At 59.5% G+C, this 19,185-nt stretch carries 20 protein-coding genes and 1 tRNA gene; 13 read left to right on the forward strand and 8 right to left on the reverse strand.

Annotation, left to right across the window (positions count from 1 at the left end; genetic code table 11):
- Nucleotides 1–74 (reverse strand) — tRNA-Pro (locus tag ABIB44_RS06575).
- A 188-nt stretch (nt 75–262) separates the two neighbouring features.
- Between ABIB44_RS06575 and ABIB44_RS06580 the strand changes: the two genes are divergently transcribed.
- A complete protein-coding gene (locus tag ABIB44_RS06580; RefSeq protein WP_354583836.1) occupies nt 263–742 on the forward strand; it encodes a T9SS type A sorting domain-containing protein in 480 nt (159 codons plus the stop codon).
- Between the two features lie 65 nt (nt 743–807).
- On the opposite strand, the gene ABIB44_RS06585 is transcribed toward ABIB44_RS06580, so the two are convergent.
- Both ABIB44_RS06585 and ABIB44_RS06590 read right to left on the reverse strand, forming a co-directional pair.
- Nucleotides 808–1,203, reverse strand: coding sequence for a VOC family protein (locus ABIB44_RS06585; protein WP_354583837.1), 396 nt, complete (start codon nt 1,201–1,203; stop codon nt 808–810).
- A gap of 98 nt (nt 1,204–1,301) precedes the next feature.
- The gene (locus tag ABIB44_RS06590) at nt 1,302–3,086 is read right to left on the reverse strand and encodes an ABC transporter ATP-binding protein (protein WP_354583838.1); all 1,785 of its coding nucleotides are present in this window, start codon (nt 3,084–3,086) and stop codon (nt 1,302–1,304) included.
- Nucleotides 3,087–3,274: 188 nt separating this feature from the next.
- Here ABIB44_RS06590 and ABIB44_RS06595 point away from each other — a divergent pair, with 188 nt between their 5' ends.
- From ABIB44_RS06595 to coaE, 8 genes are all read left to right on the forward strand, one after another.
- Nucleotides 3,275–4,366, forward strand: a complete 1,092-nt coding sequence (locus tag ABIB44_RS06595; RefSeq protein WP_354583839.1) for a Glu/Leu/Phe/Val dehydrogenase dimerization domain-containing protein — start codon at nt 3,275–3,277, stop codon at nt 4,364–4,366.
- 92 nt (nt 4,367–4,458) lie between these two features.
- The gene (nusB, locus tag ABIB44_RS06600; RefSeq protein WP_354583840.1) at nt 4,459–5,655 is read left to right on the forward strand and encodes a transcription antitermination factor NusB; all 1,197 of its coding nucleotides are present in this window, start codon (nt 4,459–4,461) and stop codon (nt 5,653–5,655) included.
- 143 nt (nt 5,656–5,798) lie between these two features.
- Nucleotides 5,799–6,110: a YtxH domain-containing protein gene (locus ABIB44_RS06605; protein WP_354583841.1), complete on the forward strand. Its 312-nt coding sequence runs from the start codon at nt 5,799–5,801 to the stop codon at nt 6,108–6,110.
- A gap of 124 nt (nt 6,111–6,234) precedes the next feature.
- The gene (locus ABIB44_RS06610) at nt 6,235–7,236 is read left to right on the forward strand and encodes an isocitrate/isopropylmalate dehydrogenase family protein (protein ID WP_354583842.1); all 1,002 of its coding nucleotides are present in this window, start codon (nt 6,235–6,237) and stop codon (nt 7,234–7,236) included.
- A gap of 131 nt (nt 7,237–7,367) precedes the next feature.
- Nucleotides 7,368–7,880 carry a DUF1573 domain-containing protein gene (locus ABIB44_RS06615; protein WP_354583843.1) on the forward strand — a complete coding sequence of 171 codons (513 nt, stop codon included), beginning with the start codon at nt 7,368–7,370 and terminating at the stop codon, nt 7,878–7,880.
- Between the two features lie 18 nt (nt 7,881–7,898).
- Nucleotides 7,899–8,231, forward strand: coding sequence for a preprotein translocase subunit YajC (gene yajC / locus ABIB44_RS06620; protein WP_354583844.1), 333 nt, complete (start codon nt 7,899–7,901; stop codon nt 8,229–8,231).
- A gap of 3 nt (nt 8,232–8,234) precedes the next feature.
- A complete protein-coding gene (locus ABIB44_RS06625) occupies nt 8,235–8,909 on the forward strand; it encodes a YbbR-like domain-containing protein (protein ID WP_354583845.1) in 675 nt (224 codons plus the stop codon).
- A gap of 28 nt (nt 8,910–8,937) precedes the next feature.
- Nucleotides 8,938–9,531: a dephospho-CoA kinase gene (gene coaE, locus ABIB44_RS06630; protein WP_354583846.1), complete on the forward strand. Its 594-nt coding sequence runs from the start codon at nt 8,938–8,940 to the stop codon at nt 9,529–9,531.
- Between the two features lie 75 nt (nt 9,532–9,606).
- On the opposite strand, the gene ABIB44_RS06635 is transcribed toward coaE, so the two are convergent.
- The gene (locus ABIB44_RS06635; RefSeq protein WP_345055034.1) at nt 9,607–9,927 is read right to left on the reverse strand and encodes an ArsR/SmtB family transcription factor; all 321 of its coding nucleotides are present in this window, start codon (nt 9,925–9,927) and stop codon (nt 9,607–9,609) included.
- 278 nt (nt 9,928–10,205) lie between these two features.
- Here ABIB44_RS06635 and ABIB44_RS06640 point away from each other — a divergent pair, with 278 nt between their 5' ends.
- The 3 genes from ABIB44_RS06640 to ABIB44_RS06650 all read left to right on the forward strand — a co-directional run bounded on the left by ABIB44_RS06640 (nt 10,206) and on the right by ABIB44_RS06650 (nt 13,919).
- Nucleotides 10,206–11,435 carry a Glu/Leu/Phe/Val dehydrogenase dimerization domain-containing protein gene (locus ABIB44_RS06640; protein WP_354583847.1) on the forward strand — a complete coding sequence of 410 codons (1,230 nt, stop codon included), beginning with the start codon at nt 10,206–10,208 and terminating at the stop codon, nt 11,433–11,435.
- A 417-nt stretch (nt 11,436–11,852) separates the two neighbouring features.
- Nucleotides 11,853–12,566, forward strand: coding sequence for an LOG family protein (locus tag ABIB44_RS06645; protein ID WP_502916490.1), 714 nt, complete (start codon nt 11,853–11,855; stop codon nt 12,564–12,566).
- Nucleotides 12,567–12,722: 156 nt separating this feature from the next.
- A complete protein-coding gene (locus tag ABIB44_RS06650) occupies nt 12,723–13,919 on the forward strand; it encodes a lycopene cyclase family protein (RefSeq protein WP_354583848.1) in 1,197 nt (398 codons plus the stop codon).
- Nucleotides 13,920–13,978: 59 nt separating this feature from the next.
- On the opposite strand, the gene ABIB44_RS06655 is transcribed toward ABIB44_RS06650, so the two are convergent.
- The 3 genes from ABIB44_RS06655 to ABIB44_RS06665 all read right to left on the reverse strand — a co-directional run bounded on the left by ABIB44_RS06655 (nt 13,979) and on the right by ABIB44_RS06665 (nt 16,420).
- Entirely contained in the window at nt 13,979–14,731 is a 753-nt protein-coding gene (locus ABIB44_RS06655) for an ABC transporter ATP-binding protein (RefSeq protein WP_354583849.1), read from the reverse strand.
- 46 nt (nt 14,732–14,777) lie between these two features.
- On the reverse strand, nt 14,778–14,999 hold the full coding sequence (locus ABIB44_RS06660) for a DUF2795 domain-containing protein (protein WP_035561220.1): 222 nt from the start codon (nt 14,997–14,999) through the stop codon (nt 14,778–14,780).
- A 101-nt stretch (nt 15,000–15,100) separates the two neighbouring features.
- Nucleotides 15,101–16,420 carry a DUF349 domain-containing protein gene (locus ABIB44_RS06665; RefSeq protein ID WP_354583850.1) on the reverse strand — a complete coding sequence of 440 codons (1,320 nt, stop codon included), beginning with the start codon at nt 16,418–16,420 and terminating at the stop codon, nt 15,101–15,103.
- 290 nt (nt 16,421–16,710) lie between these two features.
- Here ABIB44_RS06665 and ettA point away from each other — a divergent pair, with 290 nt between their 5' ends.
- The gene (gene ettA, locus ABIB44_RS06670; RefSeq protein WP_354583851.1) at nt 16,711–18,375 is read left to right on the forward strand and encodes an energy-dependent translational throttle protein EttA; all 1,665 of its coding nucleotides are present in this window, start codon (nt 16,711–16,713) and stop codon (nt 18,373–18,375) included.
- A gap of 91 nt (nt 18,376–18,466) precedes the next feature.
- Here ettA and ABIB44_RS06675 read toward each other — a convergent pair whose 3' ends face one another.
- Complete coding sequence (locus ABIB44_RS06675) at nt 18,467–19,135, reverse strand: zinc metallopeptidase (RefSeq protein WP_354583852.1); 669 nt, start codon at nt 19,133–19,135, stop codon at nt 18,467–18,469.
- Nucleotides 19,136–19,185 lie beyond the last annotated feature (50 nt).

Consider the following 19,185-nt stretch of genomic DNA (forward strand, 5'->3'; position numbering starts at 1 on the left):
TCGGAGTGGCAGGATTCGAACCTACGACCTCCAGCACCCCATGCTGGCGCGATACCAGGCTACGCTACACCCCGTTGGTATTGGAGCGACAAAGGTAAGGCTTTATTTGCGTCTGGTGCAAGCCAGGGGCAAATAAAGTTTTAATAGTCCTCCGAATTTATGGCTCTCAGAAACGGCCAAAGGGACTAATCTGCCATAAGCGGCCCCAGAATTGCTTAGCTTTACGCAAGCAATATTACCCGTTCCCATTCGTATCCAAGTTATGAAAAAGATATTACTACTTGTAGTGGCCAGCGCCTTAGCTTCGATAGCTGCGCACGCCCAAACCCCGGCTCCGGCAACCCCGGCTCCCGCTGCTGCTGCTGCTGCTCCTACTGCCCCCGCTAAAGAAGAAGCCATTTTGCCTAATGGCACGGTAGCCCCCGCGCCGGTTGTCGCCGCGCCCGTCACGGCTAGCACCTCCAAAATTGCTCCCGCGCCCGAAACGCCGGCGGCCAACCCCAACGCTATCAAGGTGAAAGCCGAAGCCGTAGGCGGCAAGCTCACCGTTAAGACCGATAATCCCGGCCCCACCCGCATCGAAGTATCCGACGGCGGCGGTCGCCCGGTCCTCACCTACACCATGATGAATGGCCAGACCCCGGCCATCCTCAACGTGGGCCAACTGCCGGCCGGGGCCTACCTCGTGCGCTGCACGGCCTACGAAAAAACCGGTATGCGCCGCGTCATGATTGGGCAGTAACCTGCGCTGCATTCAATTCGAAGGCCCGGTGCGCTAAGCGTACCGGGCCTTTTTTTTATGGCTGGCTATTCACCCAGCGGCTCCAGCAGGTCCCATTTATTGCCATACAGGTCCTCGAATACGGCCACGTGGCCATACACTTCGGAGCGCGGTGTTTCTAGGAAGTGCAGGCCCTGGCTTTGCAGCACCGGGTAGTCGCGCCAGAAATCGTCGGTGTGGAGAAATAGCCAGACGCGGCCCCCGCCCTGGTTGCCCACGCCGCGCATTTCTTCGGCGGTTGTGGCTTCGGCCAGCAGCAGGCTGCAACCGGCGGGGCCAGGTGGCGCTATAACTACCCAGCGCTTACCACTACCCAGGTCCAGGTCCGAGGCCAGGCGGAAGCCCAGCACGTTGGTGTAGAAAGCAATGGCTTCTTCGTATGCCCGCACGAGCAGGGTAACGTGGGCGAGACGCTGGTTCACTTGGTGGGCTATCGAAATGGGGAGGGGGGGTTATTTTAGGCTCAACAGGTATGGGGCGGGCAGAAAGGCAGCAGTACCCTTTCACCACCTCCCCTCGTCTACACTTCTTCGGTTTGCAGCTGGCGGTCGTAGAGCAGCCGGTAGAGGCCGGTCGTTTCGGCCATCAGGGCATCGTGAGTGCCGTGCTGCACAATCACGCCGTCGTCGAGCACCAAAATTTCATCGGCCAGCTTCACCGAGCTCACGCGGTGCGAGATGATGAGGCTGGTGCGCGCCGCCATAATACGCTGCAGGCTGCCAAGAATGGCATTCTCGGTCTTGGTGTCAACGGCCGAAAGCGAGTCGTCCAGAATCAGGATTTTGGGCTCCTTTACCAAGGCGCGGGCCATGCTCACGCGCTGCTTCTGGCCGCCCGAGAGGGTGATGCCGCGCTCGCCCACTTTGGTATCGAAGCCTTCGGGGAAGGCGCGGATGTTCTCGTACACGTCGGCATCGCGGGAGGCTTGCAGCATGCGGGCTTCATCGGGCTCATCGAGGCCAAAATTGATGTTGTTGCGGATGGTGTCGGAGAACAGGAACACATCCTGCGGCACGTAGCCAATCTGGCCGCGCAGGGCGCGCAGCGAGTAGTCGCGCACGTCGGTGCCATCGATTTTGATGTCGCCGGCCGTCACATCGTATAGGCGGCAGAGCAGGGCCGCTACCGTGCTTTTGCCCGAGCCGGTGTTGCCGATAACGGCCAGCGTCTGGCCCGGCTTCACGCGGAAGCTCACATTTTTGAGGGCCTGAATTCCGGTGTCGGGGTAGGTGAAGGACACGTTTTCGAACACGATATCGCCTTCCAGCTCGCGCTGCACGTTCTGGCGCGATACAATGTCGGTTTTCTGGTCCAGAAACTCGTTGATGCGAACCTGCGAAGCTTCCGCCCGCTGCACCAGCGACGACGTCCAGCCCAGCGCCGTGACCGGCCAGGTGAGCAGATTCACGTAAATCAGGAACTCGGCGATGGTGCCCGTCGTGATGGTACCGCGAATGACTTCCTGACCACCCACCCACACCGTGATGAGGGTGCTCAGACCGACCAGAAACAGGATGAGTGGGAAGAACAGTGAGTTCACGAAGTTCAGACTCAGCGACTTTTCTTTATACTCGTTGCTGGCGGCGGAGAACTGCGCGTGCGAATCCTGCTCCCGTACGAAGGATTTCAATACCCGGATACCCGAGAAAGCTTCCTGCACGAAGGTCGTCATGCCCGACAGCGCCCGCTGAATTTCGTCGGACTTTCGCTCAATCAAATTATTGACGTAAAAGATGCTGACCGACAGCACCGGCAGTGGCAGCAGCGTGTAGAGCGTCAGCTTCACGTTCACCATGAGCATGAGCGGCACGATGAGCAGAAACAGCAGCACTAGCTGCAAAAAGTACATGATGGCCGGCCCGAGGTACATCCGCACCCGGCTCACGTCTTCCGAAATGCGCGACATTAAATCGCCGGTGCTGTGGCGGCGGTAGAAGCTGAGCGGTAACGACTGATAGTGCTGGTAAATCTGGTTCTTCTGGTCGTTTTCGATGTGGCGCGACATCACAATCAGCGTCTGGCGCATGAAGAACAGGAAGATGCCGCGCAGCAGGGCCAGCCCGATGATGAGCATGCCGTAGAACAGCACGTTGCGGCCAAACAATTGGTACACGCCGCTCTGAGCCTGCGTGCCGGCGTAGAGGTGGTAAAGGTCGATGCCCTCGTTCACCAAATCGAAGGCGTAGCGCACCAACTGGGCCGGGAAAATGGCCAGCAGCGTGCTCAGCGCCACAAACAGCACCCCGGCGAGGAAATGCCACTTGTAGCGGAAAATGAAGGGGTTAACGGCGTTGAGGGCGCGCACGGGCAAGAGTTGAAAGAGGCTGGTTCGGGAAAATAGCGGTACTTTTGCGGCCTGAAAGAACAAGGGTTTTGCAAAACAGCACCAAAAAGAACGTCGTGCTGCTATTGCGTATACAATCCAACAAAGTTACGCCGTACTGTTCTCAACCATCCATCCCCCAATTCCCACCAACCTTCAATTCATTTCCCATGATTGAAACCCAAATTGTCGCCCCCGAGTCGATTTTCGGCCAGATTGCCGAGCACCAGCACGAGCAAGTCGTGTATTGCCACGACCACGAAACCGGCCTGAAAGCCATCATCGGCATTCACAACACCGTGCTCGGGCCCGCCCTCGGCGGCACGCGCATGTGGCACTACGCCTCCGATGCCGAAGCCCTGAACGACGTGCTGCGCCTTTCGCGCGGCATGACTTACAAGGCCGCCATCTCGGGCCTGAACCTAGGCGGCGGCAAGGCCGTCATCATCGGCGACGCCGCAACCATGAAGACCGAGGCCCTGCTGCGCAAGTTTGGCCGCTTCGTGAAGAACCTGAACGGCAAGTACATCACGGCCGAGGATGTGAACATGACCACCAAGGACATGGAGTACATCCACATGGAAACCAAGCACGTAGCTGGCCTGCCCGAGAGCATGGGCGGCTCCGGCGACCCTTCGCCGGTAACGGCCTACGGCGTGTACATGGGTATGAAAGCCGCCGCTAAAAAGGCCTTTGGCTCGGAGAGCCTGGCTGGCAAGCGCATCGGCGTGCAGGGCACGGGCCACGTGGGCACCTACCTGCTGGAGCACCTCCAGAAAGAGGGCGCGAAGCTCATCGTAACCGATTACTACGAAGACCGCGCCCTGGATGCGGCCAGCCGCTTCGGGGCCACCGCCGTGGGCTTGGACGAGATTTACGACCAGGAAATGGACATTTACTCGCCTTGTGCTCTGGGGGCTACGCTCAACGACGACACCATTCCGCGCCTGAAGGCCCGCGTGGTGGCCGGCTGCGCCAACAACCAGCTCAAAAACGAGAACCAGCACGGCCCCGAGCTGGTGCGCCGCGGCATCGTGTACGCCCCCGACTTCCTCATTAATGCCGGCGGTCTTATCAACGTGTACTCCGAAGTAACCGGCGGCAGCCGCCAGGGAGCCCTCACCCAAACCGAAAAGATTTACGATTTCACCCTCCAGGTGTTGGCCAAGGCCGACGAGGAAGGCACGCACCCGCAGGCCGCTGCCATCAAGCAGGCCAAGGAGCGCATCGCCAGCGTGGGCCGGGTGAAATCGACCTATTAATTTTTGGTGTTTGGTGCTTGGTTGTTGGTGCATGGTTTTTTTAGCCCCAACAGACTAAGCACCAAGCACCAGCAACCAAGCACCAAAAAACTATGCTCAACCGCCGCCTCCTTCGTATCAAAGTCATGCAGTCGCTCTACTCCTACCACCAGGCGGTAGGGGCTGATTTAATGCTGGCGCAGGACCGCATCGCGGCTGCTTTCGAGCCCGACCTGACGGCCAAGGAGGCTCCAGACCGTCGCCAGCTGGAAGGCCAGCGCAAAATGGGCGAAGCCCAGTTGCGCGACTGGTACCGCACCGGAACGATGCCCGAAAAAACGGACGATAAAGCCGTGGATAAAGCGGTGACCGACGCCATCAACTCTTTCCAGAACCAGGTGAAGAAGGACGGCGAGTTCTACGGTGGGCAGCTGCTGGTGGGGGCCGAAAGCATTCACGACCAATACCTGCACCTGCTGAACCTGCCCGTTGCCCTGCTCGCCGTGATTGAGGAGGAGCAGAGCCGCGAGGAGCGCCGCCGCCTCGGCCCGCGCGAAGATGCCCAGGACGCTACGCGCTTGCACCGCAGTAAGGCCATTGCCAAACTAATGGCCAACGAGCAGCTACAAAGCCAGACCATCCGGCGCAAGCTGGCTTGGGAAGGCACCGAAGAGCTCGAAGCCCTGCGCGCTGCCTGGACTGAGATGAAGGCCGACGAAACCGTGCGCGCTTACCTGACTGGTAAGGACATCGACCAGCCCGAGATGGACTACGACACGGACCTCGAAATCCTGCGTCACCTCTACAAGGACTTCGTATTCAAAGGGGAATCCCTGCCGCGCCAGTTGGAGTCGGATGACCTGAACTGGGAGGAAAACCGGCCCATCGTGCGCAACCTGGTGCTGAAGACGCTGAAAATGCTGCCCTTCGCCGCCGAGCCCACGCAGGAGCTCATGAACCTCTCGGCCAACTGGACCGACGACCGCGAATTCGCCGAAACCCTCTACAAGCAGACGCTCATCGAGGATGACAAGATGGAGAAGCTCATCGCCGGCTCGGTGCAGAACTGGGACGTGGAGCGCGTAGCCCTGCTCGATAAAATCATCCTGAAAATGGCCCTCACCGAGATGCAGCTGTTCCGCGGCATTCCGGTGAAAGTCACTATCAACGAGTACATTGAAATCAGCAAGCTCTACAGCACACCCAAAAGCAAACAATTTGTTAACGGTATTCTGGACAAGCTGGCCACGGATTTGGCCGCCAGCGGCGACATTCGCAAATCGGGCCGTGGCCTGCTCGACAACCAGTAAGTAGCGCCGGCTTTAGCTTGCGCCAGCGTTGGCTGGTTGCCCCCGCGCTGAACAAGCAAAAGCCCGTGCCGCTTAAAACATCACCGGCTCATCAACCGTTGAACCTTCCGACCCTTACGCTCACCTTTTCAATCCCCCGACTCATGGCCAGCAAAACCACCACCGGCATCCTGTGCTTCGCGGGCGGCGCCCTCACCGGCGCGGCCCTTGGCTTGCTTTATGCCCCCGAACCCGGTACCGAAACCCGCTCCTGGCTCAGCTACCAGCTCGAAAAGTACCGCTCGGTACTCGCCGACCTCACCGACAGCCTTGTAACCAGCCGCGAAGGCGCGGGCCAGTCCTCCGCTAAAAGCGAAGGCCAGCGGGTTATTTCCGATGCCAAAACGAAAGCCGAGCAGCTGCTCGGGGATGTTGACCAGCTCATCAATCAAATCAATTCCCGCAAGGGTGTTTAATTTTTTTACGGGTGCCTAAGTAACTGACGGGATGAGTGAATGAGTGAACGACCGATGAAAATTCAGTCTTCGCTCATTCACTCATTCCGTTCTTTGCTTTCTCATTCAGTCATTTATTACTAGTATGATGCACGTAGTAACCCTTATTCCCGGCGATGGTATAGGTCCCGAAATCACGAAAGCGGTAACCGATATTTTTGCCGCCGCCCAGGTGCCCATTCAGTGGGAAGAACAGAACGCCGGCCAGACTACGTTTGACCAATCGGGCGAATTGATTCCGACCACCCTACTCAAGTCGCTGGAGAAGAATAAGGTAGCGTTAAAAGGCCCGATTACGACGCCCGTGGGCAAAGGCTTCCGCAGCATCAACGTAACGCTGCGCCAGAAGTACGACCTCTACCAGAACGTGCGGCCCAGCAAAACCACGGCCGGCATTCATACCCGCTACGAGGGCATCGACTTGGTGCTGTTCCGCGAAAACACCGAGGGCCTGTATTCGGGCCTCGAAGTGTGGGACGAGCGCCTCGGCATCGCCGATTCCATTGCCCGCGTGACGGTGGAAGGCTCGCGCAAAATCTGCCGCGCGGCTTTTGCTTACGCCGCCAAGCACGGCCGCAAAAAGGTGACGCTGGCCCACAAGGCCAACATCATCAAAATGGCCGGCACGCTGATGCTCAACGCCTGCAAAGAAGCCAGCACCGAGTTTCCGCAGATTGTGTTCGAGGATAAAATCATCGATAACATGTGCATGCAGCTCGTGACCAAGCCCGAGCAGTTCGACGTGATTGTGACCACCAACCTGTTCGGCGACCTGCTGTCCGACCTCTGTGCCGGCCTGGTGGGCGGCCTGGGCGTGGTGGCCGGAGCCAACATCGGCGACAACATGGCCATCTTTGAAGCCGTGCACGGCTCGGCCCCCGACATTGCCGGCCAGGGCAAAGCCAACCCCACGGCCCTGCTCCGCTCGGCCATTATGATGCTGCACCACCTCGGCGAGCATGCCAAAGCCGAGCAGATTGACAAAGCCCTGGAAGCAACGCTGATGAACCAGGAAGCGTGCACCGGCGACCTCGGCGGCAAAGCCAGCACCAGCCAGTTTGCGCAAAGCATTATCGATAAGCTGTAATTTTATACGGTTGTGTATCATCCGTCATCCGGAGCTTGCGAAGGACCTTATTACCGCCGAACAATTTGTTCTAATGCGAGAAGGTCCTTCGCAAGCTCCGGATGACGGATTATCCAACAATCATTTAACTCATGAAACACTACCTGATTCTGGCCGCCGCCTTATCATTGGCCGCCTGCAACCGCGATAAAGCTGCCGAAGCCGGGGCCGAAGGCATGAACGCCGGGGCCACCGTTACCAACGATACCGCCAACCCCACCGTGGACAACCCCAACGTGGTGAGCGACAACGAAGCGCCCAATCCCAATGCCCCGGTGATGAAATTTGCCGAGGCTGAGTTCGATTTTGGCGACATCAAACCCGATACCAAGGTGCGCCACACGTTCACCTTCACCAACACCGGCAAGTCGCCGCTGCTGATTGATGATGCGACGGCCTCCTGCGGCTGCACCACTCCCAGTTGGACCAAGGGACCCGTGGCCCCCGGCGCGCAGGGCACCATGGAAGTGCAGTTCGACAGCCGCGGCAAGCAGGGCATCATCAACAAGCAGGTGGCAGTGCGGGCCAACACGCAACCCAGCATTACCACCATCGCCATCAAAGGCAACGTGCTAACCAGCGCCACCACCGACAAACCTCTGTAAGCCTTTTACTTTCGAACCATGTTTCTGACCCTTTTGCTGCAAGCTGCCGGCGGCGCCGACTACGCCCAGCCACTTTTCCTGCTGGTTGCCGCAGGCGTATTTTATTTCTTCATGATTCGGCCGCAGCAAAAGCGGACGGCTGATGCCAAGAACTTCCGCCAGTCGCTGGCCAAGGGTTCGCGCATCGTTACCATTGGCGGCCTGCACGGGCTGATTGTGGAGCTCACCGACGAAACCGTGGTGGTGGAAGTGGACCGGGGCACCAAGCTGCGCTTCGACCGCTCGGCCATTGCCCGCGAGGTGGGCACTAAGGCGGCGGCGGGCACCGGCGGCGATACCATCGCCTCGTAAGCAATGAGCGGGCTGCTGACCCGGGCCGGCACGCTGCTGCGCTGGTTTGTGCGGCCCTTCGCGGGCCAGGAGCCCAGCTTTTACCGAGCCATTACGGCCTGCCTGCTGGCAGCGGGCCTGTTCTGGCAGATGAATGCCCTGAACAAAACGTACACCAGTCGGCTGGATTTTCCGTTGGCCTGGCACTACGACTCGGCCCATTACGTACCGTTGCGGCCGCTGCCGGCCCGAGTGGGCGTAACCGTCACGGGCCAGGGCTGGCGGCTGCTGCGGGCCAACCTGGGCTGGGGCACTCACCCGGCCGACCTGCGCCCGGTGCCCTACCCCGGCACCCGCTATCTGCCCAACGAGTCGTGGCGGCGCGGCCTGCAAAATGCCCTCGAAGGCGTGCAGGTAAATGAATGGTCGGGCGACACCCTGCGCCTGACCTTCGACCGCATTGCGTCGCGCCGCCTGCCGCTGGTCCTGCCAGCCGACTCGGCCCGGCGTTACCGGGCTACGTTTAAACCGGCCTTCGTCACTTTTCGTGGGCCTTCCAGCTTATTACAGGCGTTACCCAATCCCTACCCGGTGCGCCTGCTGCGCGACGATGCCGACGTAACGGAGGTTCCTATTGTGGCTCCGGCCCGCATTCGGGCCTCGGTGCGCTCGGTGCAGGCGCGAATTAGTCGGCGCTAAGTATTCTTGTCCTTTTTTTCTCTTCTCCATGTTACGCATTGGCATTACCGGCGGTATCGGCTCGGGCAAGAGCATTGCCGGCCGCTTATTTCACGCGCTGGGCGTACCCGTATACGATGCCGACACCCGCGCCCGCTGGGTGATGGAACACGACGAAGCCTTGCGTAGTGAACTGTTGGCGGCTTTCGGGGCCGACACCTACGACGCAGCTGGTCGGCTCAACCGGCCCGTGCTGGCGGGCACCGTGTTCAACAATCCGGCCCGGCTGGCCCAGCTAAATGCCCTGGTGCACCCGCACGTGGGCACTGATTTTGAGCGCTGGGCCACCGCGCAGCAGCAGGCCGGCCACGCCTATGTGCTGAAGGAAGCGGCTTTGCTGTTCGAAGCGGGTTCCTATAAGCAGCTCGACCGCATGATTACCGTGTTTGCGCCCTTGGCGGTACGCACGGCCCGCGTGCTCCGGCGCGACCCGCAACGCTCGGCCACCGACGTAGCGGCCATCATGGCCAAGCAGCTAAGCGAGGAGGAAAAAATGCAGCGCGCCGATTACGTTCTTGTAAACGACGACGTGCAGCCCCTGCTACCACAGGTGCTGGCCCTGCACGCCCGTTTTCTAGCGTAGCACAACCCCAGGGCAAAAAGAAAGGCTGCCTCTTGCGGGGCAGCCTTCATCTGGCAGAACGGAAAGGAAAGCCGCTTAGATTCGGCCCGAGTAATCTTCGAGGGTGTCGATAACCTTCATCAGCTGCGGTACGGCCAGCGAGTAGTAAATCTTAGTGCCAATTTTGCTCGATTTCAGTACGCCGCGGTCTTTCAGGGTGATAAGGTGCTGCGAAGCAATGGCCTGCGGCAAGTCCAGCGCCTGGTAAATATCGGTTACCGACATCTGGCTGTCTTTGCCTTTGGTCTTCCCCAATAAATCTACAATGGCGAGTCTTTTGGGGTGCGAAAGAACCTTGAGCATAGCCGCGGCACGGTCCAACTGTTGCGCTTCTACACGCGAATGCAATGGTTTCATGAAATCAATAAAGAGTGAAAAGTAAAATGGAAATGCAGATAAGTACAATACTTTGAAGCTACTGCTGCTAGACGTTTGGCAATTCTCGGTAGTTCCGAACGAATACGCAAAATATGGGTAAGTGGGTTTATTATTCATAAGATACCTAAATATTTACCTTATTTCATTTATTAATGAAGTAGGCTGCTGGTATTTTCTGCTTCTCCGGCTACGTGCGGGCGCTTGGCTACCTTTACCGACCGGCCAACTGGCCTCTTTCCCACCCATTTGCCCCCCTAATGCTCGACCTGCTCGCCAAATTTGAGAATAAGCGCCCCGAAATTGTCTTCGAATGGAAAGATGCCGAAACCGAAGCCGAAGGCTGGGTCGTCATCAATTCGCTGCGGGGTGGGGCGGCTGGCGGCGGCACTCGCATGCGCAAAGGGCTGGATAAGCGGGAGGTAGAAAGCCTGGCCAAAACCATGGAAGTGAAGTTCACGGTGTCGGGGCCGGCCATTGGCGGGGCCAAGTCGGGCATCAACTTCGACCCGCAGGACCCGCGCAAGCGCGGCGTGCTCGAGCGCTGGTACCGCGCCGTGTTTCCGCTGCTGAAAAACTACTACGGCACCGGCGGCGACCTGAACGTGGATGAGATTCACGAAGTCATCGCCATCACCGAAGAATATGGACTCTGGCACCCGCAGGAAGGCGTGGTGAATGGCCACTACCGCGCCACCGAGCCCCAAAAAATTCAGAAGCTGGGCCAGCTGCGCCAGGGCGTGATTAAGGTGGTGGAGGATGCCACTTTCTCGCCCAACCTGGCCCGCAAGTACACTGTGGCCGACCTCATTACCGGCTACGGCGTGGCCGAGGCCGTGCGCCACTACTACCGCCTGTGGCCCGGCACCGAGCTGCGCGGGCAGCGCGCCATTATCCAGGGTTGGGGCAACGTGGGGGCGGCGGCGGCTTACTACCTGGCCGGGCAGGGCGTGCGCATTGTCGGCATCATCGACCGGGCCGGCGGCCTGCTGAGCACCGACGGGCTGGGGCTGGAGGAAATTCGGGCGCTGCTGCTGGCGCGGCAGGGCAATGCGCTGGCGGGCGACAACCTGCTGTCGTTTGAGGAGGTGAACGAGCAAGTGTGGTCCATCGGGGCCGATATTTTCATTCCGGCGGCGGCCTCGCGGCTCGTTACGCGCGGGCAGGTGGAGCAGCTGCTGGCCGGCGGTCTCAAGGTTATCAGCTGCGGGGCCAACGTGCCGTTTGCCGACCCCGAGATTTTCTTCGGCCCCACCGGCGTATTTGCCGACGAGCGCACCGCCGTCATCCCCGATTTCATCGCCAACTGCGGCATGGCCCGCGTATTCGCCTACCTGATGGAAACCGGCGCTGAAATCACCGACCAGGCCATTTTCGCCGATACCTCGCGCATCATCGGCGCGGCCCTGGAGCGCACCCACGCCGAGAACGCGCAGCCCACGGGCATCGCACAACGCTCGTTCGAGATGGCGCTACGGCAGCTGGTGTAGGGTTGAAGGCTGGAGAAAAGTACGTCATCCGGAGCGCAGCCGAAGCATCTTGCGTGCAGTAGTCAACCAATCGTTAAAGATGATTAGGCATAGCACGCGAGATGCTTCGGCTGCGCTCCGCATGACGGCATGACTCCATTCTAACAACTTTCCAACGACAGCATCTTTATTCGGTAACAATTCGATAACTTTGATGCCCTACTTTTGGTCGCCCCGTTTTCGGGGCGATTTTGCTTTTGCAGGAATTCCCTTTTGAATCATATGGCTACAATTAAAACATCCAAAACCAGCAGCACCAAAGTTGCTGATGACATGCTGAATGCCGGCAGCGGCAAAACCATCAAGCAGCCCAACGTGAACGACGACAAGCTCACCTCCATCACGGAGATGCGCCAGAGCACCAACGGCGAAACTGCCATGGCCCTCGAAGACGAGCAGCGCCTGCGCAAAGCCTTCGTGGACAAGGACTGGAACGAGATTAAAATCGCCGACTCCTGGCAGATTTTCAAGGTGATGGCCGAGTTTGTGGAGGGCTTCGAGAAGATGTCCAAAATCGGCCCTTGCGTGAGCATTTTCGGCTCGGCCCGCACCAAGCCCGACAACCCGTATTACAAGTTGGCGGAGGAAATCGCGGCCAAGCTGGTGCGCCACGGCTACGGCGTGATTACGGGCGGCGGCCCCGGCATCATGGAAGCCGGCAACAAGGGGGCACGCGCCGAGGGGGGCAAGTCGGTGGGCCTCAACATTGAGCTGCCCTTCGAGCAGACCCACAACATCTACATCGACCAGGACAAGTGCATCGATTTCGATTACTTCTTCGTGCGGAAGGTGATGTTTGTGAAATACGCGCAGGCCTTCGTGGGCATGCCCGGTGGTTTCGGCACCCTCGACGAGCTGTTTGAGGCCATGACCTTGATTCAGACCAAAAAAATCAGCCGCTTCCCCATCGTGCTGGTAGGCTCGGCCTACTGGAACGGTCTTTTCGAGTGGATTAAGGACGTGATGCTGACCGAAGAGCACAACATCTCGGCCGAAGACCTGAACCTGGTGCAGATTGTGGACGACGCCAGCGAGGCGGTGAAAATCATCGACGACTTCTATCACAAGTACCTGCTGTCGCCGAACTTCTAAACCCCGGATTAGCTCGGATTTTAGCGGGCGACCCGGATTTTGTGGATGATGCTTCCGATTAATAAAACCATTGTCGGTAAAAGCCGCTTCTTCGGGAGCGGCTTTTTTTGTGGCTAGCTTCGTGCGTTAGCCATTGTTCGGGCTGGTTTTTCTGTTATGTCATTAGCTGCTGCCGCTGTTCTGGAGTACGACTACCTTATAGTGGGCGGCGGCGCGGCGGGCCTGAGCCTGGCGTACCACATCGCACAGGAACCCCGGCTGGCAGATAAAAAGGTGTTGCTCATCGAACCCGAAGCCAAGACGCAGAACGACCGCACCTGGTCGGTTTGGGCCGATGAGCCCGGCGTGTTTGATGGCATCGTGGCACATGAATGGCGCAAAATCGCCTTCCGCAGTCCCGGCTTCGAGCGGGTGATTGACCTGGGCCGCTACCGCTACAAAACCATCAACGGGCTCGATTACTACCGCTTTGTGCACCAGGCGCTGGCCGAAAATCCTCAATTCACCTTGGTGCAGGCGCAGGTGACTAACTTAAAAAACACGAAGCGAATTGGTACCCGCGCTGTCACTTCCGCTGGTGAATTCACGGCTCGCTACGCCTTCGACAGCCGCCCACCGAACCTGACGCAGCTGCGGCAACCCGACAAACACCGCTACCTGTTACAGCACTTCGTGGGCTGGGAAATCGAAACCGAAGCCGACGTATTCGACCCGACTACGGTGGAATTCATGGACTTTCGCGGCGAGCAGCAGCACGAGGCGCGGTTCATCTACGTGCTGCCTTTTACGGCACGCAAAGCCTTGGTTGAATACACGTTGTTTTCGGAAACGGTGCTACCGAAAGCGGAATACGAAGCCGCTATCCGGGAATACCTGAACAATACGCTCGGGCTGAAAAGCTACCGCATCACGGCTGAGGAAGTGGGCGCGATACCGATGACGGACCACCCGCTGCCGGCCCGCGTGGGCCAGCACATCGTCAACCTGGGCACGCGGGGCGGGCGGGCCAAGCCCAGCACGGGCTACGCTTTCAAGCGTATTCAGCAGCACTCGGCGCGGCTGGTGGCGGCACTGGCTACCACCGGCCACCCACCCGCCGATACGACGGGCGATAAATGGCAATTCAAGCTCTTCGACACCCTGTTGCTTGATATTATGCAGCGGCGGGGCGAAAGTACCCGCGACATTTTCCGGCAGCTCTTCGAACGCAATCCGGTAGAGCGCATTTTCCGCTTCCTCGATGAGCAAACCTCGTGGGCCGACAACCTGCGGGTAATGAATTCAGTCGCCCCGGGGCCTTTTATGCGCTCTATCGGGCAGGTATTGCGGGGTCGGCCGGGGCAGCGGCAATAAGTAATTTTTAACCTACCCGGCCATTTCCTAATTTTTCATTCCTTATTCTTGATTCTTCCTTAAGCGAAGCGTTCAGGTGCCTGCTCCAGCCAGCCGCGGGCTTCGCGCACGGTTTCGGGCGAGAGCGGGCGCAGCTGCGGCGTGGGCTCCGAGAGGTTCAGCAGGTAGCCGGTGAGCTCGGTGAGGTTGTCGAGGTCGTGGGTACTGCACAGCACGGTTTTGTTTTCCCGCGTTGCCCAGCCATGCACTAAGTTGAAAACCTGGCGGCGGTAGTAGGGGTCGAGCTGCTGGGTGGGCTCATCAAGCAGGTACAGCTGGGCATCCTGCAGGCTGAGCTGGGCCAGCCACACCAGCTGCTGCTCACCGCCCGAAAGCTGGGTGAAATCGCGGGCGGCCAGGTGGGCCATGCCCACGCGGGCCAGCGCGGCGTCGGCCAGCGCGTAGTCGGCCGCCGCATAGGCACTCAGCAGGCCGTGGTGGCGGTAGCGGCCCATCACCACCAGCTCGCGCACGGCAATGGCGAAGCCCAGGCTGCCGCGCTGGGGCAGGTAGCCCAGCAAGCCGGCGGTGGCGGCGCGGCGCAGCGTGCGCACCTGCTGGCCGTGCAGCTGTACGCTGCCCTGATAGGGCAATTGCCCGGTGAGTACCCGAAACAAAGTGGTTTTACCCGCCCCGTTGTGGCCCACAATGGCCACGAAAGCTGGTTCCGGCAGGCACAAAAAAAGGTTGCGGACTAACACCCTACCGGGGTAGCCCGCAACCAGATTCTCAATCTTTAGTGCCTGGTGCTTGGTGCTCGGTGCTCGGCTCATTACCAACAGGAGAAGCCAGGCACCAAGCACCAGGCACTAAGCACCATTAATACTCGTCCTCGTTGAACATGAAGTCCTCCTTGGTCGGATAGTCGGGCCACACTTCCTCGATGTTTTCGTAGGGCTGGCCATCGTCTTCCAGGGCTTGCAGGTTTTCCACCACTTCCATGGGCGCACCCGAGCGGATAGAGAAGTCAATCAGTTCGTCTTTGGTGGCGGGCCAGGGAGCATCTTCCAGGTAAGATGCCAGTTCGAGTGTCCAGTACATATTGCGAAGGGATAAAAAAGGTTGGCGAAGGTAAGGTTTTCCGGCTAAGATACCAACCGGGGGGTACGCTGTTTCCGACAACGCATAATGCGGGCCAAGGTTCAACCGGCGGCCTGCGCTTGCTGGGTAAACAAGGCAATCAGGTCGTTTTTAGTGCGAATCTTTCGCTCGAATGAGCGCACTTTGGTTTGCAGCATCAGGCGGAAGGCATCGTTGGCCGGGCTGGGGCTAAGGTTGGCGAGGTTGTCGCGCAGGGTAGCCAGCTCTTGGTTGTCATCGCTGAGCAGCGACCGCAACGTGGTGGCCCGGAAGCGGGCACGTTCGGCGGGGTCGGTGGGCATGGGAGCGCCATCGGTGCGCTTACGCAGGTGATAATCCAGCGCACTGAGCTCGAAAATCTTGTCGCAGGCCACCATGAAGCGCTGCCAGATACGGTCCGACTCCTCGCCGCGCACGGTACCTACCTGCTTCCATTCGGCCTGCAACGCCTTGGCGTGGTTAATGGCTTCCTGCGGGGGTACGCTCATCAGGGCCTCGGCGCGCTCGGCCAGGGCGCGCTTGCGGGCCAGCAGCACCTCGGCGGGGGCCGGGGCTCCGGGCGCACCGGCGGCCTGCTGCGAAGCGATGTGGACCTTGAGGCGCTCGAAAAAGTGGTTGTTGGCGGCCCGGAATCGCGTCCAGAGCTCGGAGGCCTGCTTTTTGGGCAGCGAGCCGTTCACTTCCCGCCAGGCCAGCTGCAGCTGCTTGAGCTGGCGCGACACGGTTTCGAACTGCTCGGAATTTTTCAGGTTTTCGGCCTGCTGAATAAGGTCGAGGTAGCGGGACTGCACCCGGTTGGCCATCGCCTTTTTGTCGGACTGAAACGCCTTGCGCCGGTCAAAAAACACCTGAATGGCGTTCTGGAAGCGGCTTTCCAATTCCTCGGCGCGAGCCTTGTCGATGGGACCGGTTTTGAGCCAGCCCTGGCGCAGGTCCTTTACCTTTTCGCTGGCCGACACCCACTCGATACTATCGCGCAGCGCCTCGGCTTCCAAGATGAAGCCGAGCTTGGTAGCCAGGTTTTTTTCGCGGTTCTGAGCCACGGTCACCGCCATGGCCTGCTCGGCGGCTACGAGCTGGCGGTGCAATGCCTCGAAATCGCCGAGGCCTTCGTAACTCCTAAGCTGCTCCTTGAGGTGGAGCACTTTCATCAAAAAAGAGCCTTTGTTGTCGCTGGTGGCCATAGCGGCCAGCGTGTTATCGACTTTGGTGTGTAGCAGGCCGAAGCGCTGAGCGAAGTACAAAAGGGCAGCTTCGGCGGTGTCCTTCACCAGGCCAATCTGACGGGCGGGCTGGGCGAGCACGGGGCGCAGCCAAACGCCATCGGCTTCCACGTAGCCGAAACGCTGGGCGTCGGCCAGCAGGTGGTCGGTTGATTCCATAAAATGATAAACTCGTGGGTAGGAAGCGTGTGGGAAATGGGAGAAAGTAGGTTGGGGGTAAGCGGTACCGGGGCCGGAACGTGGAAGACAGGAAGGAATTACAAGTTTACGGTAAAAAGGCGACGATGGGGTGACACCCTGCGCACATATGTGAATGTGCAGATTTTTAGCGGTGGCCCCGCCCCTGGCGCGGTTAGCTTGTGCCGCCGGGTTTGCCGTTCTTTGCGCTTCACAACGGCCAGGCAGGCCGGCAGTGGCATTTATCCTCCTTCAGCAACCTCTTTTTTCCCATGAGCGACCAGACCATTATCTTCAGCATGGCCGGGGTAAGCAAGATTTACCCGCCCCAGAAGCAAGTTCTCAAAAACATCTACCTCTCGTTTTTCTACGGGGCCAAAATCGGCGTGCTTGGTCTCAATGGCTCGGGCAAGTCGAGCTTGCTGAAAATCATTGCCGGCGTCGATAAGCAGTTTCAGGGCGAGGTGGTGTTCTCGCCGGGCTACTCGGTGGGCTACCTCGAGCAGGAGCCCCAGCTCGACCCCACCAAAACCGTGCGCGAGGTCGTGGAAGAAGGCGCGGCCGAAACCGTGGCGTTGCTGAAGGAATACGACGAAATCAACGAAGCCTTCGGGGCTGAAGACGCCGATTTCGACAAGCTGCTCGACCGCCAGGGCAAGGTGCAGGAACGCCTCGACCAGCTCGATGCCTGGAACCTCGACACCAAGCTGGAGCGCGCCATGGATGCCCTGCGCACCCCGCCCGAAGAAGCCCTTATCGGCAACCTATCGGGCGGCGAGAAGCGCCGCGTGGCGCTGTGCCGCCTGCTGTTGCAGGAGCCCGACGTGCTGCTGCTTGACGAGCCCACCAACCACCTGGATGCCGAAAGCGTATTTTGGCTGGAACAGCATTTGCAGCAATACAAAGGCACCGTGATTGCCGTGACCCACGACCGGTACTTCCTCGACAACGTGGCCGGCTGGATTCTGGAGCTCGACCGCGGCTCGGGCATTCCGTGGAAGGGCAACTACAGCAGCTGGCTGGAGCAGAAAACCGACCGCATGGCCAAGGAAGAAAACTCGGAAAGCAAGCGCGCCAAAACCCTGCAGCGCGAGCTGGACTGGGTCCGGATGTCGCCCAAAGCCCGCCAGGCCAAGGGAAAGGCCCGGATGGCCAACTACGACAAGCTGGCCAGCGAGGAGGCCAAAGACAAGGAGCAGAAGCTGGAACTGTTCATTCCGGACGGCCCGCGCCTCGGTGCGCAGGTTATCGAGGCCGAGGGCATCACGAAAGCCTTCGGCGACAAGCTGCTGTTCGAGAACCTGAGCTTCGCGCTGCCCCAGGGCGGCATCGTGGGCATCATCGGACCCAACGGCGCGGGCAAAACCACGCTATTCCGGATGATAACCGACCAGATGCAGCCCGACGCGGGCTCGTTCGAGGTGGGTCCCACGGTGCTTACGGCCTACATCGACCAGCAGCACGACACGCTCGACGGCAGCAAATCGGTGTTTGACACCATCACGGGGGGCACCGAAACCATGCTGCTGGCCGGACGGCCAGTAAACTCCCGCGCCTACGTGAGCAAGTTCAACTTCGGCGGCGGCGACCAGGAAAAGAAGGTGGGCACCCTCTCGGGCGGCGAGAAGAACCGCGTACACCTGGCCATGACCCTGAAGCAGGGTGCCAACCTGCTGCTGCTTGATGAGCCGACCAACGACCTGGACGTGAACGCCATCCGGGCGCTGGAAGACGCGCTGGAGAACTTTGCCGGCTGCGCCGTCATCATCAGCCACGACCGCTGGTTTCTGGACCGGCTGGCCACCCACATCCTAGCCTTCGAGGGCGACTCGGAAGTGGTGTGGTTCGAGGGCAACTTCTCGGACTACGAGGAAGCCAAGCGCAAGCGCCTGGGCGACGTGGAGCCGAAGCGCGTGCGGTACAAGAAGCTGGGGTAGCGGCTCTCGGCTAATGCTTTTGAGCCAATGAAAAAGGCCGCCATCCTGAAAGTCAGGATGGCGGCCCTTTTTTTTCGCAACTGGCTGGACTTTATCTGCGGCGCATGAAAATGCTCACGTAGTAGAGCAGCGTAGCCAGCGACGCCAGCGCGGCGACCACGTAGGTCATGGCCGCCCACCACAGGGCATCTTTGGCCATGGCGTGCTCCTGCACGGTTACCACGCCACGCTGGTCCATCCAAGCAAGGGCCCGACGCGAGGCATCGAATTCGACCGGCAGGGTGATGAACGAAAACAGCGTGGTGAGGGAAAACAGGCCAATGCCCACGCCCAAGGGAATAATGCTGGTGCGCAGCATCAAAATGCCCGCAATCAGTATCCAGGGCATGAAGCGCGACACGGAGCTCAGCGCAGGCACTAGGGCCGAACGAAATTTCAGCATGGAGTACGCCGTGGCGTGCTGCACGGCATGGCCGCACTCGTGGGCAGCGATGGCGGCCGCCGCCGCACTGCGCTCGGCATAAACGCCTTCGCTCAGGTTCACGGTTTTATCGGTAGGGTTGTAGTTATCGGTGAGCTGGCCGGTGGTGCTGATGATGCGCACATCGTAGATGCCGTGGTCATCCAGCATTTTCTTGGCGATTTCGGCCCCGCTCAGGCCCGAGCTCAAGCCCACTTGCGAATACTGTTTGAACTTGCTGCGCAGCCGCCATTGAATAAGCCAGCTGCCTAGCATGAGCAGGATTAGGAGGAAGTACATGGTTGATTGACTTAGAGTTATGAAGTTAGAAGGTCTGCGTTGAGAGCACC

This window comes from Hymenobacter sp. UYCo722, from assembly GCF_040547115.1.
In the GTDB taxonomy this organism is placed as follows: Bacteria; Bacteroidota; Bacteroidia; order Cytophagales; family Hymenobacteraceae; genus Hymenobacter.